This window comes from Rhodococcus sp. NPDC056743 (assembly GCF_042790355.1).
Lineage (GTDB): Bacteria > Actinomycetota > Actinomycetes > Mycobacteriales > Mycobacteriaceae > Rhodococcus_F.
On record NZ_JBHTZI010000003.1, the window covers coordinates 451,122 to 468,226 of the forward strand.

Consider the following 17,105-nt stretch of genomic DNA (forward strand, 5'->3'; position numbering starts at 1 on the left):
AAAGATCTTTCATCGACAGCAGTTGAGGGTCTGACTCGTGTTTACGAACGGAAACAGTTCCGCGTGTACACACTCACAGTGGCGCGACCGCACCGGAATCTCACCGGTTTCCTCACCTGCTGTCACTGGTTGACCGTGATGCTACCGGTCGTGGGTCCGCGCTCTGCACGGTCGTACCCTTGACCCATGTCCACAGACCGTTTTCAGCCAGACGCGTGCCCTGGAGCGCTGCAGGTTCATCAGGCCGCTGACGGCCCGTTGGCTCGTGTGCGCCTCCCCGGCGGCGCTTTGGCCCCGCATCAGTTGCAGGCACTCGCCGAGGCTGCGCGTGACGTGGGCAACGGGCAGATGGAACTCACCTCGCGCGGAAATATCCAGCTCCGAGCGGTCAAGGACCCCCAGGTATTTGCCGAACGGATCGCGGCCGCTGGTTTGCTTCCCTCGGCAACGCACGAACGAGTTCGCAACATTCTGGCGTCGCCGCTCTCCGGCCGGATCGGGGGTGTTGCCGACGTACGTGAACTGGTTCACCATCTTGACCTAGCGGTGCAGGCGGACCCCGCATTGGCACAGCTACCTGGACGAACACTCTTCACACTCGACGACGGTCGCGGCGACATCAGCGGTCTGCACGGCGACTTCGGACTGCACGCGCACAGCGAATCCGAACACTCGCTCGTCCTGGCCGGGAATCGCACGAACCACCTGGTCCACGTCGACGACGCTGTGCCGTTGCTCCTGGACGCTGCCCACGCATTCCTGAGTCTTCGCGACAAGCACTGGCGCTTGGCGGAGGTCCCGGACGGAGTCGCTCGAACCATCGACCACCTTGGCCTGGCAGCCGAATTTTCCGGTGCCGTCGATCTGGCCCCGGACGCAGGGCCGTCCATCGGGTGGCTCGAACAACACGACGGAACCGTCGCATTGGGCGGTGGACTCCGCTTCGGGCTCCTCGACGCCCGGCTCGCCGAATTCCTCGCTGCCATCGAAAAACCCGTGGTCGTGACGCCGTGGCGCTCGATCATGATCTTCGATTTGGACGAAGGCGCAGCCGAGCAGGTGGTGCGGGTTCTCGCTCCGATGGGCTTGATCTTCGACGAGAATTCGCCGTGGCTCGACGTCAGCGCCTGCACCGGAAGCCCCGGTTGCGAGAAGTCGCTCGCCGACGTCCGGGCCGACGCCATCGACGCCGTCGAGCAGGATTCACTGCCCATCGAAGGCCGGCAGCACTGGGCCGGCTGTGATCGTTCCTGCGGGCGCCCCCGCGCGAAAGTAGCCGACGTGATTGCGACGACTGACGGTTACCGGGTGAATCCGACCGATCAGTGATGCCTCTATCCTGTGCCCCATGATCGAGTACATCCGTGACGGCGCAGAAATCTATCGCCAGTCCTTTGCCACAATTCGGGCCGAAGCCGACCTGAGCCGTTTTCCGGCGGATGTCTCACAAGCTGTTGTGCGGATGATCCATGCGAGCGGTCAGGTAGACCTGGTCGACGACATCGCGTTCACACCGAACGTCGTCACCGTCGCCAGAGCTGCTCTGCGGGCGGGTGCACCGATCTTCTGTGACGCGAACATGGTCGCCGCCGGCATCACCCGTACACGTCTACCCGCCGACAACGAAGTGGTCTGCACACTGCGCGATCCTCAGGTTCCGTTGCTGGCGAAGACAATCGACAACACGCGCTCTGCTGCCGCTGTCGAGTTGTGGGGGCCGAAACTCGAAGGCGCCGTGGTCGCGATCGGCAATGCGCCGACCGCTCTGTTCCATCTCCTGAACCTGATCGAAGCAGGCGGTCCGCGGCCTGCTGCTATCGTCGGCGGACCCGTGGGATTCATCGGATCCGCCGAATCCAAGGAAGCGCTGATCGAACATCCTAGCGGCATAGAACATTTGATACTGCGAGGCCGACGCGGCGGTAGTGCCGTCACTGCGGCTGTCGTCAATGCGATTGCGAGCGAACAAGAATGAGCGAAGGCAAGTTGTGGGGAGTCGGCATCGGACCCGGCGATCCCGAGTTGGTGACCGTCAAAGCCGCTCGCGTGATCGGTGAGGCCGACGTCATCGCATTCCATTCCGCGCGGCACGGCAAGAGCATCTCCCGCGGGGTTGCCGCTCCGTACATGCGCGACGGCCAGATCGAGGAACACCTCGTGTACCCGGTCACGACTGAAACCGTCGACCATCCGGGTGGGTATCAGGGTGCGATGGACGAATTCTACGAAGCCGCAGCCGAGAGGTTGGCCGTCCACTTGGCCGCCGGACGCACCGTTGCGCTACTCGCCGCAGGCGACCCACTGTTCTACAGCTCGTACATGCACATGCACAAACGCCTGGCGGATCGCTTCGAGGCCGAGGTCATCCCCGGTGTCACCTCCGTCAGCGCCGCGTCGGCCGCACTCGGAAAACCCCTGGTAGAAGGCGATGAGATCCTCACCATCCTGCCCGGGACGCTGCCGCAGGCCGAGCTCACTCGACGACTCAAGGAAACCGACGCCGCAGCGATCCTCAAGTTGGGCCGCACCTTCCCACCCGTCCTTCGCTCCCTCGAGGACGCCGGCCGACTCGGCGAAGCGCACTACGTCGAGCGGGCCAGCACACCACGCCAGCGCGTCGATGCTGCCGCCGATGTCGATCCGGACAGCGTTCCGTACTTCTCCATCGCCATAGTTCCGAGCCCGTCGAACAACGCCAGCCCGCGCGAAGACATTGCAGGTGAGGTTGTTGTCGTCGGCCTCGGGCCCGGTGACACCGCGTGGACCACACCCGAAGTGGCGCATGAACTTTCACTGGCCACAGACCTCGTGGGATACGGCCCGTACGTCGACCGCGTGCCGACCCGGCCCGGACAGCGCCGCCATTCCAGCGACAATCGCGTCGAAGCAGAGCGGGCGGCGATGGCCCTCGATCTCGCGAAGAACGGTGCCCGCGTGGCCGTCGTCTCATCCGGCGATCCCGGCGTATTTGCGATGGCTGCAGCGGTTCTCGAAGTGGCAGCCGAAGATCAGTGGCGCGGCGTTCCCGTCCGTATCCTCCCCGGTATGACGGCGGCAAATGCCGTGGCCAGCCGCGTCGGAGCCCCGCTGGGTCACGACTACGCTGTGCTGTCCCTGTCGGATCGGCTCAAGCCGTGGGAAGTAGTTGCGCGGCGCATCTCGGCGGTCGCGGCGGCCGATATGGCGTTTGCCGTCTACAACCCGGCGTCGAAATCTCGAACGTGGCAGGTCCAGGCCATGAAGGATTTGGTACTCGAGCACCGCTCCCCCGAAACCCCGGTCATCATCGGCCGTGATGTGGCCGGCGCGGAGGAATCGGTGCGCATCGTCACGCTCGGCGATCTCGAACCGTCCGAGATCGACATGCGCACGTTGCTGATCGTCGGATCGTCCATGACCAAGGTCGTGGATACCGGATCCGGTCGGCAGGTGTTCACGCCGCGTCGCTACCCCTAGCGTGGTTGTGAAGGATTTTGTTCGCTCAGCGAGCAGAATCCTTCACGATCACAGCGCGGATGTAGCGTCTGGTCACCCATGCCTGCACCAGACGCCCGATCGGGGCACCCACCCGTACCCACCAGGTACCTGGCTTGGAGAATGCCGTGATTTCGAGGCGAACCTGATGGCCGATTTCGTCGAAATGAACGATGAACGACTCTTCACCGCACTCGGGATGACCACGGCGCGTGCCGTACGCAAATCCGGCACGGTTCGGTTCGTCGACCACATAGACGACGCGGACGGGAACAGATATCGGTCCGAAACCGAAAGTTGCATCTTCGCCGGTGCGCGCGGCGTCACCAGCAGCTTTGACCGTCAATCCAGCGCCGCGATGCATGCCCCACGTCATGACCGTGGCGGCCGCTGCCTCGAAATCGGCGCGGGTTCTACCGACTACCGCGCTCTCTCGCACGTGGTGATAGCCGGCAGGTAGTACGCCACCCGTTGCGCCGATTTCGGAATAGGTCAACGGTTCCTGGTCCACGTCAGCAGTGTGGCACAGCTACGCGGCAGCCGGTTCCCATCGCGCCTTCACGAGTCTGTCGATATCGCCCGCGGCCGGCCCTGACACGATTCCCGGTAGGAGCAATTGCCACATTTCGTCCACACGTTCGGTGAGATCACTACGCCGGGTGATCACGTTGGATACCAGTTGAACTCCGGTGAATGCAGCCGGAATGAAGCGGCCAAGCGCGGCGACGTCCACCGACGGCTTGATCTGACCGCTGTCTTTCGCCTGCTGCATGAGTTCGGTGCACGCATTGATCCAGTCTGCGTATGGCTCAACCGGACCCTCGAATGTGCTCAGTTCCAAGGTCAATCGAATTCCAGCTCGGACGATGGGCTCTTCGACGATCTGCCGTGCCATCTCATGAGTAAGCATGATCGTCTTTTCGAGCGGCGACGCCGAGGTTGCGGATATCGACTGGACCGATTCGATGGACATTCGGTGCTGTTCTGCGATGACAAACTGTGCCAGTTCGTCTTTCGATGCAAAGTGGAAGTACAGAGCACCCTTCGTGGTACCTGCGCCTTCCACGATGTCGCTCATACTTGTGCTGCCGTACCCGGTCTTTTCGAATTGTGCTGCCGCGCCGGAGACGATCTGTTGCCGCGTCAGCTCGGCGCGTGCTTGCTTGACCACGAGAACTCCTCTCTCATTCGAGGGTCCCCCGGCAAACCCTCTTTCGGTTTGCACCCCAATCGGGCTATACCCAAAATGTTCTCAACTCCCCCAACTAACCAGCGCTGAATTGTCAGAAAATATTTCGCAAATACAAAACTCCTGGTGAGGGTTGGATCACAGGTGAGATTCGATTCGTCCGGAGGCACTTTCATCTACTCGTGCACGATCCACCAGTTCACCGACCAACGCAGTCAATTCCATCATCTGATGTGTAATCTCGTCTCGCAGTAGTGCGGTCTCCGCTTCGGACACAGTTCCGGAGGCCGTGTCGATCGACATCAATAGTTCGATATTCGTTCGCAATGCTGTCAGGGGTGCCAGCAAATCCTGTCCGGCATCAGTGATCAATCTACGCTGACGTGCCCGCGATTCCGACAGTGTGCCCAACATTCGGTTGAAACTGACGGTCAGTGAGGCCAACTCGTCGTCGCCAGTAACCGGTATCGGCGTGAGATCGTCCGTGGAGGCAACGCGTTGCGTCGCTGCAGTCAATCGAGCGATCGGACGTAACCCGGTGCGCGCCACTGCATCTCCTGCCGCATACGCTAACGCGATACCCGCCGCGCCGAGCGCAGCCAGCACCACTGCAAGTCGTTTCAATACAGAATTTGTCGGCCCGAGCGACTGCGCGACGATCAATGTCTGACCCGCAACCGACGGAGTTACCAGCACACGATACGAATCCATGGTCGCGATGGCGGACCCGGATGCATTGCGGGCCAGAGACTTGATCGCCTCACCGCTGGTACTGAACGGCGGCAATCCCGGAGTTGCCGTCACCAGCGCCCCATCAGTTGTCACCAATCCGACAGCTTGGATCACCGCAGTATCGGCTCCGGCCGTAAGGCCCAAAACCGGTGTGACACCACCAAAGTTGACGGTATCGGCAATTGCGTCAGCAGTTCGCTCCAACTGCCGGTCGACATTGCCTTGAAGGTAGGCATTGAAGACGATGTATACGGCCGCGGCAGACGCGATCACAGCAATCGCCACCAAACCTGCGGTGAGCACTTTCACTCGGGCGTGGAGAGTGCGGACACGGATAGCCGAACGCTTCCGACGCCCGAGAGCGGGAACGGACACCCTCATAGGCGCCCTCGGCGTGTTGGACCCGTTCCTGACATAGGTCCAGTATGTTCTGCGAACCTTAGACGAACCTGAAACACCGGCACCCGAGCAGTCACCTGCCTGTCGATTCGAGCCAGGAAGCGGCGGCGGCAGGCGAATCGAAACTGTCCACACCATCCGGGACCGGAGGCCGCTCAACGACAACAACTGGCAAACCCAGTTGCCGAGCAGCAACAACCTTGGCATACGTCTGGTCACCACCACTGCTCTTGGTCACTACAACGTCGATGCCGTGCCGGCGCATCAGTTCGAGCTCCGATTCGACGTCGAACGGCCCGCGCGCCAGGATCAGTTCGTGGGGCAACGGCATGGTGCCCGTTGGTGGGTCGATGGACCGCACGAGGAAACTCACGCCGCTGACCTCTGCAAACGCTGACACCCCTTGCCTACCGATGGTCAGGAAAGCGTGGGTACCCAGCGTGGGTACCAACTGCGCGGCATGGCTGAGATCGCGAGCCGGAATCCACCGGTCTTGGGGGTGCTGCGCCCATGACGGCCGCCGGCACAGAGCGAACGGAATCCCGCAGGTACGAGCCGCCCGATGCGCATTTGCCGTGATGCGGGACGCAAAGGGATGTGTAGCGTCGAGCAGCGCACGAATGTCGTTTTCCACTAGCCAATCCGCGAGGCCTTCTGCGCCGCCGAATCCGCCGACGCGAACCTCGCCCTCCGGCCAGCGCGGGTCGCGCACCCGGCCGGCGAGCGACGTGACCACTTCGAGGTCCACTGAATCCGCGAGGCGAGCGGCGATCTCACGCCCCTCTCCGGTTCCTCCGAGCACCAGAACGCGGGTGCGGGCGTTGTGCACGGTCAGTGGGTGATCCGCTCACGTGCGGCCGAGTACAGGTAGCTGTCCGGGAATCCCTCGGCCGTGAGCACACGTCCGACGATGACCACTGCAGTCTTGGTGATACCCGCCTCGTGAACCTGACGCACTATCGAACTCAACGTTCCGCGCACCACGATTTCGTCGGGGCGCGACGCAAACGCCACCACCGCGACCGGGCAGTCGATGCCGTAGTTCTCGGCGAGCTCGTCGGCGATCTGCTCGATGCGGTGCGCTCCGAGATGAATCACCATGGTCGAACCGCTGCGTCCGAGAGACCGGAGATCCTCACCGTCGGGCATCGCTGTCGACAACGTCGACACCCGGGTCAGCACGATGGTCTGCGATACACCCGGAACCGTCAATTCACGGCCCAGCGCAGCTGCTGCCGCGGTGAATGCCGGAACGCCTGGCACCATGTCGTATCGAACTCCGGCAGCGTCCAGGCGTCGCGCCTGTTCGGCGACGGCACTGAAGATCGACGGGTCACCGGAGTGCAGCCGAGCCACGTCGTGTCCCGCGGAATCAGCGGCCACGAGCAGCGCGGTGATCTCGTCGAGGCTCAAGCGAGCGGTATCCACCACCTGCGCACCGGCCGGGCAGTATTCGAGCAGTTCCGCGGGGACGAGGCTGCCCGCGTACAAGCACACCGGACTGGCCGCGATGATGCGCTGAGCGCGCACCGTGATCAAATCGGCGGCACCCGGACCAGCGCCGATGAAATGGATGGTCATTGAGCGTTTTCCTCTGTGTGATTGGCATCTGGACCACCAGATGCCTCTGTTTTTGTGACCGACCACTGCACGACGGGCAGTTGGGGTCGCCACACGTTGAATGTTCCCAAGGGCTCGGCTCGCTGGATCTGCAACCTACGCAGCGTGCCGCCGAAACGGGTGAACCACTCCAGCAACAACGCTTCCGATTCCGCGGTGACAGCGTTGGCTACAAGCCTGCCGCCGACCTCGAGGCGCTCCCAGCAGGCGTCGAGCATTCCCGGTTGCGTCACGCCGCCGCCGATGAAGATGGCATCGGGTGTGCGGGCCGCTTCGGCAAACGATTCCGGGGCGCGCCCGAGGACATCGAGGTTCGGCACACCCAAAGCTCGCGCGTTACCTTCGATTTGAGAAATCCGCGACGCAGCCTGCTCGAATGACGTTGCAGTGCAACGTGGGTGGGTGCGCATCCATTCGATCGCGATAGTGCCCGACCCGCCGCCGACATCCCACAAGTGTTCACCAGGAGCCGGAGCCAGCGCGCAGAGCGTCAGCGCGCGAATCTCCTGCTTCGTCATCTGGCCGTCGCCGCTGTATGCCGCGTCGGGTAATCCGGGAACGCGGGTCAGACGGTGAGGTGCGCCCGACACAACGCATTCCACGGCAACGCATTCCACGGCAAGAACATTCAACGGGTCGACATCTGCGGCGTCGATATCCCACTCGTCAGCCCGGGCAACGGTGCGTGATTCCTGTGCGCCGCCCAATTGCCCTAGGACGGTAATCACCGAACGACCGAAGCCGGCAGTGGTCAGTATCTCGGCCACCTCGCCCGGCGTCGCCCTGCCGTTGCTCAGCACCAACAGGCGAGCGCCGGCGGTGACGGACGGCAAAATGGTGGCGGCGTCGCGGTTGACCAGGCTCACCAACTCCGTATCGGCCGTCGCCCACCCCATGCGTGCACTCGCCAGAGCAATCGACGACGGGTGCGAGATCACCCGAAGGTTGTCAGCACCCAACACACGCACGAGCGTGGCACCGATGCCGTGGAACATCGGATCGCCGCTGGCCAGAACACATACCCGGCGGCCCGACTGGGCGTCGAACAGTCCGGGGAGCGCCGGGAGCATCGGCGTCGGCCAGGCGATCCGGTCGGCCGAAGAGCCTTCTGTTCGCGGGATCAGGTCGAGTTGACGCGAGGAACCCATCAACACCGCAGCGCCCCGCACCACGCGCTGCGCCGATGCCGACAACCCCTCCCAGCCGTCAGCGCCGAGGCCGACGACTACAACGGGTTCGCGGGCGGTCATCGCGGCATCCGCCGCCAGATCGATTGCGGGAGAAGCCGCATCACGAAGAAGAACGGTTGCAGAATTCGCGGAACCCACACCCGTGTTGCGCCGGACTGCAATCCCCGCACAACCGCGTCGGCAACCTGTGACGGTGTGCTCGACATCGGCGCCGGCTTCATGCCCTCGGTCATCGTGCCGATCACAAAACCGGGGCGGACAAGAAGTAGTTGAACTCCACTGCCGTGCAACGCATCTCCGAGACCGCTGGCAAAACCGTCCAGGCCGGCCTTCGCGGAACCGTACACGTAGTTCGCGCGGCGCACCCGCACACCCGCGACGGACGAGAAGACAACGATCTTGCCGCGACCTTGTCGTTTCATCAATTCTGAGAGAAGGGTCAGGATGCTGACCTGAGCGACGTAATCAGTATGAACAATTGCGACGGCATGAGCCGCATCGCTTTCGGCGCGCGCCTGGTCACCGAGGATTCCGAACGCCAGCACCGCGACGTCGATCCGGCCGTGAGCTTCGACGACCTTCGCGAGAAAGTCTGCATGTGTGCCGGTAGCGTCGGCGTCGAATTCGACTGCCGACACGGCCACGGCACCGGCATCCGTCAGCGTCGCTAGTTGTTGTTCGAGGTCGCCGCTGCGGCGCGCCGCCAGCACGATCTTTCGGCCAGGGGCCAACCGGACGGCAATTTCCAGACCGATTTCGCTTCGTCCTCCCAGCAGGAGAACCGTCTCGGTATCTTCAGTGTTCGCACCCGCAGTCACTGCACCAGTGTCCTCGATTACCGTCGTGGCATGACCATCACCCCCTCCGCACCCGCCGCGCTCTCCGACGACGGTCTGGCGTTCGTGCGCGAATACCATCTCGCCACCCTGACAACTCTGCGCCCGAACGGCACACCGCACGTCGTGGCCGTGGGATTCACGTGGGACCAGGAAGCAGGCAAGGCGCGCGTCATTACCAGCGGCGGATCACAGAAAGCCGTCAACGCGGCCCGGGGTGGCTACGCCGCCATCAGTTCGGTCGACGGTGGGCGGTGGCTCACTCTCGAAGGCCCGGCGCGCGTTCTCGACGACGCCGAATCCGTGGCCGACGCCGTTCAGCGCTACGCCGAGCGGTACCGCCAGCCACGGATCAATCCGGCGCGGGTGGTGATCGAGGTCGACGTCACTCGCATCCTCGGATCGGCGGCCTTCAAACTCACCGCCGACGAAGTGACCAGCTAGAGAACCGTCAACCCGTGCGGACGGTTGTTGAACGACTCGCAACCGTCCGCGGTGACAACAACGATGTCCTCGATCCTGGCACCCCAATTGCCCCGGAAGTAGATTCCCGGTTCGATGCTGAAGGCCATCCCCTCGGCAAGTTCGATGCTGTTGCCCGCCACGATGTACGGCTCCTCGTGGACCGACAATCCAATACCGTGGCCCGTGCGGTGAACAAAAACCTCGGCCAACCCCTGTGCGGCCAAGACATCACGGGCAGCGGCATCCACAGATTCCGCGGATACACCGGGACGAACAGAATCCACAGCCGCCTGCTGCGCTGCTTCGAGCACCGCAAACTGGGTAGCAACCTCGAATGACGGCTTCCCCATGCTGTACGTGCGAGTGGAATCGGAGTTGTAACCAGGCTCCACCGGGCCGCCGATGTCGATCACGACAACATCCCCGCTCTCGATCACCCGATCGGACACCTCGTGATGCGGATCGGCGCCGTGCGGACCCGACCCCACGATGACAAATGCTGCCTCGGTGTGACCTTCCTCGAGAATCGCTGCTGAAATCGCTTCACCGACTTCGGCTTCCGTCCGCCCTACAACGAGGAACTCCGCCATCCGCGCATGCACCCGGTCGATAGCCTGCCCGGCGCGGCGGAGCGCATCGACCTCCGCGGCGTCCTTGACCATGCGTAGCTCGCGCAGCACTCCGGTCGCCAGAATCGGCAACGAACCAACAGCGTCAGCCAACGGAATCAAGTGCAGCGCCGGCATCGCATCCGTGACCGCGACCTTTGCTCCGGCCGGCAGTTGCCCGGCGACGATGGCATAGGGATCAACACCGTCGACCCAGTCCAGCACGTCGATACCGAGATCCCCGACGGCGGATTCCTTCAGCGACGCCAGTTCCAGCCGAGGAAGCACGACTGACGCCGTGGCTCCGTCAGCAGCAATCACCAGGGCCGTCAACCGTTCGAAGGAATCAGCACGAGAGCCTGTCAGATAGCGCAAATCCGGCCCCGGAGTGACCACCAAACCGTCCAGACCGGCGCCGCGGGCCAACTCCGCGGCGCGGGCAATACGGGATCCGTAGACGGCTGAGGAGAAACGCGAACCAGATTCGGCGGGAGAGGTCATGGCTTCCAGATTAGTGCCGACTGGCAGGATGGGAACCATGAGTGGGCCTTTGCTTCTCCTTGACGGTGCCAGCCTGTGGTTTCGTGCGTTCCACGCACTGCCCGAATCCTTTGTCGACGACGACGGCAGACCCGTCAACGCAGTCCGCGGATTCACCGACATGGTCGCGTCCCTGATCACCAAGCACCAACCGAGTCGCCTCGCTGTCTGCCTGGATCTGGATTGGCGACCGCAGTTCCGCGTCGACGCCATCGCCACCTACAAAGCCCACCGCGTTGCCGAGGGATCCGACGGCTCGTCCGAGGAAGTGCCGGACACCCTCACCCCACAGGTTGACATGATCATGGATGTTCTTGCGGCAGCAGGAATCGCCACCGCGGGCGCGGCCGGTCTCGAAGCCGACGACGTCCTGGGCACGCTGGCCGCCACCGAACGCGACGACCTCACCGTCGTCGTCAGCGGCGATCGCGACCTGCTGCAGGTTGTCACCGATGACTACGTTCCCGTTCGCGTCCTGTACGTCGGCCGCGGTTTAGCCAAAGCCGAACTGTTCGGGCCTGCCGAGGTAGCCGAGAAGTACGGGGTGCCCGCAGACCGCGCCGGCGACGCCTATGCGGAACTGGCTGCGCTGCGCGGAGATTCGTCCGACGGGCTACCCGGCATCAAAGGCGTCGGCGAGAAAACCGCGTCGACGCTCATGCTTCGCTACGGATCTCTCGCCGGAATCCGCACGGCTGCAGACGATCCCGAATCCGATATGGCCAAAGGCTTGCGAGCGAAACTGACCTCCCCCGAAGCGAAGGCTTACCTCGACGCCGCATTACCTGTTGTGCGTGTCGTACGTGACGCGGATGTGCAGTTCTCGAAGTCCGACGTTCTTCCCGACGCGCCGATCGATCAAGCCCGCTTCGACGAACTGGCTACCACTCTGAGAATCGAACGGTCAGCGGGCCGGCTTGCCGCGGCGCTGAAAGCTGCGGCAAGCCGACCGGCTGATATCTGACGACTCAGCTGGGGCGCGAAACTTCGTAGGTTCCGGTGTCGTCGACAAACGTCAGCGTCACCGACTTCTTCTCACCCGAGACGGAGAGAGTGCACGTGAACTTTGCACCGGACTTGATTTCCTGACCTGACGGGCAGGACACGTCGCTGACGTTCTTGGCGCCGTACGACTCGGTGACGATCTTCTCGACGCCCTTTGCTGCAGCATTTGCGTCCAGTGTGTCCTTCGACGTGAAGACGACAAGGCCGATGACCACCGCTGCCAGAACGACCAGTACACCGATCGCACCGAAGATCAGCGGCTTCTTGGACTTTGCGCCCTGCGGCGGTCCCTGATTCCACTGAACCGGCGCGCCGGGCTGGACACCGGGCTGCGCGCCCCACGCTTGCTGCGGCTGCTGGGCCGTCGGCTGACCCCAGGCCTGGGTCTGGTCGCCGCCGGGCTGCTGACCCCAAGGCTGCTGACCTGGCTGCGATTGGCCCGGCTGGCCAGGCTGCTGAGGCTGACCCCAAGGCTGCTGACCGTAACCTGGCTGCCCCTGGGGCTGACCAGGCTGGCCGTAGCCGGGTTGCCCGTACGCGGGCTGCCCCTGCGGCTGACCGGGGTAACCCGGCTGGCCGTACCCAGGCTGACCCTGTGGCTGACCGTAGCCCGGCTGGCCCTGGGGTTGCCCCGGCTGCCCGTAGCCGGGCTGCCCCCACGGCTGCTGCGGTGGTTGATCACCCTGGCCCCACTGCCCATTCGGATCATTCGGTCCGTAAGGCCCGCTCATCTTCGCCTCCACTCGAAATACCAGTCTTCAGTTACCGCATGCACACGCAACTCCTGGAAATCCAACCACACAGTCCGCGCTCAAGCTGCGTCGAGAGCAACCACTCCGCGGCGAATCGCCCCCACGGCCTTCGCGGCGACCTTCGCGACGTCGGGATCCGTTGCCGTCAGCCGCACCTGATCAAGAAGATCGATCACCTGTCGGCACCAGCGGACAAAATCGCCCGCCGACAACGCGCGCCCCTGCACACCGGCCGCCAGCAACGCCTCGACCAGCGAATTGTCGCTGGCCCAGTGATAGACCGCTGTGACAAAACCCAGATCGGGCTCACGCGTCGGCGGCAGTTTGTGGCGAATTTCGTCCGCCCGCAGTTCACTCCACAGCCGTTGGGTGTCCGTGAGCGCATGACGGATAGCCTGCGTCGGCACTCGGCTCGTCGTGTCGCCGTCTCTCCGGGATTCGTACACGACTGAGGAGACGACTGCCGCAAGCTCTGGCGGTGTCAGCCCCTGCCACGCCCCAGTACGGAGGCACTCGGCCACCAGCAAGTCGCTCTCGCTGTAGATCCGGCTCAGACGTTGTCCGGCTTCGGTCACCTTGGGCACCGATTCGGCGCTCATGTATCCGCGTTCCTCGAGCAACGACACGATGCGGTCGAACGTGCGCGCCAAGGAGTTGGTGGTCGCTGCCGCTTTCTGCCGCAGAGCCTGTGTTTCCCGGGCCAGCCGGTTGTACTTCTCCCCGATGCGACCGAGATGGTCACGATCCGGCCAACTGTGGCACGGGTGCGCCCGAATCGCGCGACGCAACGCCGCCACTTCGGCATCCTCGGACGCGCCGCCCTTGTGCCGCTTCCGTCGCCGCGGCGCGGTGAATCCGGTGCTACGCAACGCCGACGCGAGGTCGCGCCGCGATCGTCCGGTGTGGTGATCGACGAACTTCGGCAACCGCATCACACCGAGCGTCTCGGCAGCTTCGGGGAAATCCGCGGCAGACAGCTTTCCGGCCCACTGGTCTTCTGCGAGAACCAACGGCCGCGGATCCTTCGGATCATTGTCCGGCACAAGCACAACCGCGGTACCCGAATGACGACCGATCGGAATCGCGATGACGTCACCACGGCGCAGCGTCCGCAGCGACGCAACGGCCTGATCGCGACGATCCTCACGACCCTCGCGTTCGAGCTTTCGTTCCCGATCACTCAATCGATCGCGCAGCGACGCGTACTCGTAGTACTCGCCATCTGGTCCACCGAGCTTGTCCTGCAACGCTTTCAGTGCGGTCTCGTTGCGTTCGATGCTCCGCACCACACCCACTACGGAGCGGTCCGCCTGGAATTGGGCGAACGAACGCTCGAGCAGCGTGCGGGACTCCTCGACGCCCATGCGATCCACCAGATTGATCGACATGTTGTACGACGGCCGAAAAGAGCTGCGCAGCGGGAACGTTCGGGTGGATGCCAAACCGGCGACATCGGTCGGTTCGATGCCTGGCTGCCACAGAACGACGGCATGCCCCTCGATGTCGATGCCGCGTCGGCCTGCTCTGCCGGTGAGCTGCGTGTACTCGCCTGGAGTCAGTTCGGCGTGGGATTCACCGTTGTACTTGACCAGACGTTCGAGAACCACCGTACGAGCCGGCATGTTGATGCCGAGCGCCAAAGTTTCGGTGGCGAAGACCGCGCGGACAAGCCCCTTGACGAACAGCTCTTCGACCGTCTGCCGGAAAGCGGGCAGCATCCCGGCGTGATGGGCTGCCAAACCGCGCTGCAACGCTTTGCGCCACTCCCAGTAACCCAGCACCTCCAAGTCTTCCTTGGGGAGGCCTCCGATGTGCTTGTCGATGATCGTGTCGATCTCTCGCACCTGTTCGGGAGTCGTCAGATCCAGGCGAGAGCGCACGCACTGCGTCAGCGCAGCATCGCACCCGGCGCGCGAGAAAATGAAGGTGATCGCCGGCAGCAACCCTTCCTTGTCGAGTTGTGCGATCACATCCGGCCTGGGAAGTGGCCGGAAATCGTTGGTGCTCTGATAGCGACTACGGCCGCGGCCACGCGGCTGCCAGCTCTCCACCCGGTCCAAGGCCTGACGTTGTTTGACGTGGCGAACCAGATCCTGGTTGACGACAAACTTCGCCGGCCCGGCCGACGGATTGCTGCGGCTGTCGAAAAGATCGAAGATCCGACGCCCCACCATGATGTGCTGCCACAACGGAATCGGCCGGGTCTCGTCGACTACAACGGTGGTATCACCGCGGACAGTCTCCATCCACGCGCCGAATTCCTCGGCGTTACTGACGGTGGCGGACAAACTGACCAACCGCACGTCTTCGGACAGATGCAGGATCACTTCTTCCCACACGGCGCCGCGGAACCGGTCGGCCAGGTAGTGAACCTCGTCCATGACGACGTGCGAGAGACCGCGCAAAGCCTCCGAATTGGCGTACAACATGTTGCGCAGCACTTCGGTGGTCATGACAACAACGGGAGCGTCGGAGTTGATGCTGGTGTCTCCGGTGAGCAAACCGACTTCACCCGGCCCGTACCGCTCGCTCAGCTCGGCGTACTTCTGGTTGCTCAGCGCTTTGATGGGCGTCGTGTAGAAGCACTTCCGCCCGGCCGCCAGTGCCAGGTGGACGGCAAATTCGCCGACCACTGTCTTTCCGGCGCCCGTCGGCGCGCACACCAGCACACCGTGACCATCCTCGAGGGCGCGGCAGGCGTTTATCTGGAACGGATCGAGGTCGAACTTCAGCCCCGAAACGAATTTGGTGAGCTCAACATCAGAACTCGACTCACTGTTACTCATAACCACCTCGTCAGCGTGTCACACGCCGGCGACACGACAGTCTCGGCATCGCGGAGACAAGCCTCACAGAGTGCGCGGACATGCTCACAGAGTGTCGGTGAAGTCCTGTCCCGACGTGTTGTCGCCGGTACCGGATTCCGGCGCAGCAGATGCCTTCGCCTTCGCCTTGGACTTCCGGCCGAACATTCCACGTGACTCGGCCTTCGGCTGTTCGGGGTTGTCCAGAGCTTCGTTCAGATCAGTGGGTGCCGAGATCGACGACGCTTCCTCGTCCGACAGTGCTCCCCAGTCTTCGCCGGCCTTCCTGGCCTTGCGCTTGTCGTTGAGTCTCGCGATCTGCACGGCAAACTCGAACAGCAAGGTAAGCGAGAGCGCGAGCGCGAGCATCGAGAAAGGGTCAGAACCCGGAGTTGCGATGGCTGCGAAGACGAACAGCCCGAAGATCAAACCGCGACGCCACGCCTTGAGGCGCTCGTACGTCAGGATTCCCGCAAAGTTCAGGACGACAACCAGCAGCGGAATCTCGAAACTGACACCGAAAATCAGCAACAGATTGATGATGAATCCGAAGTACTCGGAACCACTCAGTGCGGTGATCTGAACGTTGTCGCCGATGGTCAGAAGGAAGTGCAATGCCTTCGACACGACCATGTAGGCAAGCACGGCACCGAGGATGAAGAGCCCGGCGCCGGCAGTGACAAACGCCACCGCGTAGCGGCGTTCCTTCGAGTACAGGCCCGGAGTGATGAAGGCCCACAACTGGTAGAGCCAGATGGGGCTGGCGAGCACGATTCCGGCCGTCAGTGCCACCTTGAATCGCAGCATGAATTGCTCGAATGGACCGGTCGCCAGCAAACGGCACGCATCATCGGCACTGAGATTGGCGCGACTTTCGGCCGGAAGTTCACAGTAGGGACCGGTAAGCACGCTGCCGAGGCTTTCGACTCCGAGAATCGAATGCGAGTACCAGAAGAATCCGAATGTAGTGGTGATGATGACACCGAGAAACGCGAACAGCAGTCGGGTTCGTAATTCGTACAGGTGGTCGATCAACGACATGGTGCCGTCGGGGTTGACCTTCCGCTGGCGGTTACGCGGGTCTAACGGAATTCGCACTGGTACATCCTGCTCTAGGCAAACTGGTTTTGGTCAGCACACAACCGGGGTGAACACAGATTCTCACCCCGGTTGGACAGCGGCACGTAGCTAGAGCGGCTTCACTTCGGTCGGCTGCGCAACCGGTGCAGCAGCGCCGGTAGCGGTCACCTGTGCGGCCGGCAGCTGAACCGGAGCCTGAGCGACGACGGGCGCAGCGGGAGCTGCGTCGTCATTCTGCATTTCCTTGACTTCACTCTTGAAGATGCGCAGTGAACGGCCGAGTCCTCGAGCTGCGTCGGGAAGTTTCTTCGACCCGAACAGAATGACAACGACAACAGCAACAATCAGCCAATGCATCGGCTGCATTGCACCCATAATGACCTCCCATGATCAGATTCCTCGATGCTACCG

17 protein-coding genes and 1 riboswitch are annotated in these 17,105 nt (G+C 63.0%); of the genes, 5 read left to right on the forward strand and 12 right to left on the reverse strand.

All coding sequences use genetic code 11. From position 1 onward, the window contains the following. Window positions 1–3 precede the first annotated feature (3 nt). Window positions 4–152: riboswitch (cobalamin riboswitch) on the reverse strand. A 34-nt stretch (window positions 153–186) separates the two neighbouring features. The 3 genes from cobG to cobJ are packed head-to-tail and all read left to right on the forward strand — an operon-like array spanning window position 187 to window position 3,456. Then, window positions 187–1,329, forward strand: a complete 1,143-nt coding sequence (cobG, locus tag ACFRFQ_RS09335; protein ID WP_378655990.1) for a precorrin-3B synthase — start codon at window positions 187–189, stop codon at window positions 1,327–1,329. Window positions 1,330–1,348: 19 nt separating this feature from the next. Next, window positions 1,349–1,975 (forward strand): precorrin-8X methylmutase, encoded by a 627-nt coding sequence (locus ACFRFQ_RS09340; protein WP_378655993.1) that lies wholly within the window; start codon window positions 1,349–1,351, stop codon window positions 1,973–1,975. Further along, the gene (cobJ, locus tag ACFRFQ_RS09345; RefSeq protein WP_378655996.1) at window positions 1,972–3,456 is read left to right on the forward strand and encodes a precorrin-3B C(17)-methyltransferase; all 1,485 of its coding nucleotides are present in this window, start codon (window positions 1,972–1,974) and stop codon (window positions 3,454–3,456) included. The genes ACFRFQ_RS09340 and cobJ overlap by 4 nt, the downstream gene beginning before the upstream one ends. Before the next feature lie 25 nt (window positions 3,457–3,481). Here the strand turns inward: cobJ and ACFRFQ_RS09350 are convergent, their stop codons facing one another. From ACFRFQ_RS09350 to ACFRFQ_RS09380, 7 genes are all read right to left on the reverse strand, one after another. Next, a complete protein-coding gene (locus ACFRFQ_RS09350; RefSeq protein WP_378655998.1) occupies window positions 3,482–3,985 on the reverse strand; it encodes a DUF1990 domain-containing protein in 504 nt (167 codons plus the stop codon). A gap of 18 nt (window positions 3,986–4,003) precedes the next feature. Next, on the reverse strand, window positions 4,004–4,645 hold the full coding sequence (locus ACFRFQ_RS09355) for a ScbR family autoregulator-binding transcription factor (protein ID WP_378656000.1): 642 nt from the start codon (window positions 4,643–4,645) through the stop codon (window positions 4,004–4,006). A gap of 156 nt (window positions 4,646–4,801) precedes the next feature. After that, complete coding sequence (locus ACFRFQ_RS09360; RefSeq protein WP_378656003.1) at window positions 4,802–5,770, reverse strand: HAMP domain-containing protein; 969 nt, start codon at window positions 5,768–5,770, stop codon at window positions 4,802–4,804. A gap of 97 nt (window positions 5,771–5,867) precedes the next feature. Then, window positions 5,868–6,623: a cobalt-precorrin-6A reductase gene (locus ACFRFQ_RS09365; RefSeq protein WP_378656005.1), complete on the reverse strand. Its 756-nt coding sequence runs from the start codon at window positions 6,621–6,623 to the stop codon at window positions 5,868–5,870. 2 nt (window positions 6,624–6,625) lie between these two features. Then, the gene (gene cobM / locus ACFRFQ_RS09370; protein WP_138868658.1) at window positions 6,626–7,375 is read right to left on the reverse strand and encodes a precorrin-4 C(11)-methyltransferase; all 750 of its coding nucleotides are present in this window, start codon (window positions 7,373–7,375) and stop codon (window positions 6,626–6,628) included. Beyond that, entirely contained in the window at window positions 7,372–8,664 is a 1,293-nt protein-coding gene (gene cbiE, locus ACFRFQ_RS09375; protein WP_378656008.1) for a precorrin-6y C5,15-methyltransferase (decarboxylating) subunit CbiE, read from the reverse strand. Before cbiE ends, cobM begins: the two co-directional genes overlap by 4 nt. Continuing rightward, window positions 8,661–9,422 (reverse strand): SDR family NAD(P)-dependent oxidoreductase, encoded by a 762-nt coding sequence (locus ACFRFQ_RS09380; protein ID WP_378656011.1) that lies wholly within the window; start codon window positions 9,420–9,422, stop codon window positions 8,661–8,663. The genes cbiE and ACFRFQ_RS09380 overlap by 4 nt, the downstream gene beginning before the upstream one ends. A 30-nt stretch (window positions 9,423–9,452) precedes the next feature. On the opposite strand from ACFRFQ_RS09380, the gene ACFRFQ_RS09385 reads away from it, so the two are divergent. After that, window positions 9,453–9,884 (forward strand): PPOX class F420-dependent oxidoreductase, encoded by a 432-nt coding sequence (locus ACFRFQ_RS09385; RefSeq protein ID WP_378656014.1) that lies wholly within the window; start codon window positions 9,453–9,455, stop codon window positions 9,882–9,884. Here ACFRFQ_RS09385 and ACFRFQ_RS09390 read toward each other — a convergent pair. Then, window positions 9,881–11,014 (reverse strand): M24 family metallopeptidase, encoded by a 1,134-nt coding sequence (locus tag ACFRFQ_RS09390; protein ID WP_378656017.1) that lies wholly within the window; start codon window positions 11,012–11,014, stop codon window positions 9,881–9,883. The two genes, ACFRFQ_RS09385 and ACFRFQ_RS09390, sit on opposite strands and share 4 nt — an antisense overlap. 37 nt (window positions 11,015–11,051) lie before the next feature. On the opposite strand from ACFRFQ_RS09390, the gene ACFRFQ_RS09395 reads away from it, so the two are divergent. Then, complete coding sequence (locus ACFRFQ_RS09395) at window positions 11,052–12,017, forward strand: 5'-3' exonuclease H3TH domain-containing protein (protein WP_378656019.1); 966 nt, start codon at window positions 11,052–11,054, stop codon at window positions 12,015–12,017. 4 nt (window positions 12,018–12,021) lie between these two features. Here ACFRFQ_RS09395 and ACFRFQ_RS09400 read toward each other — a convergent pair whose 3' ends face one another. The 4 genes from ACFRFQ_RS09400 to tatA all read right to left on the reverse strand — a co-directional run bounded on the left by ACFRFQ_RS09400 (window position 12,022) and on the right by tatA (window position 17,069). After that, on the reverse strand, window positions 12,022–12,789 hold the full coding sequence (locus tag ACFRFQ_RS09400; RefSeq protein WP_378656022.1) for a DUF4333 domain-containing protein: 768 nt from the start codon (window positions 12,787–12,789) through the stop codon (window positions 12,022–12,024). 80 nt (window positions 12,790–12,869) lie between these two features. Beyond that, window positions 12,870–15,596: a DEAD/DEAH box helicase gene (locus tag ACFRFQ_RS09405; protein ID WP_378656025.1), complete on the reverse strand. Its 2,727-nt coding sequence runs from the start codon at window positions 15,594–15,596 to the stop codon at window positions 12,870–12,872. Window positions 15,597–15,680: 84 nt separating this feature from the next. Beyond that, window positions 15,681–16,712 (reverse strand): twin-arginine translocase subunit TatC, encoded by a 1,032-nt coding sequence (tatC, locus tag ACFRFQ_RS09410; protein ID WP_378656028.1) that lies wholly within the window; start codon window positions 16,710–16,712, stop codon window positions 15,681–15,683. A 90-nt stretch (window positions 16,713–16,802) separates the two neighbouring features. Next, on the reverse strand, window positions 16,803–17,069 hold the full coding sequence (gene tatA / locus ACFRFQ_RS09415; RefSeq protein WP_378656031.1) for a Sec-independent protein translocase subunit TatA: 267 nt from the start codon (window positions 17,067–17,069) through the stop codon (window positions 16,803–16,805). Window positions 17,070–17,105: the final 36 nt, after the last annotated feature.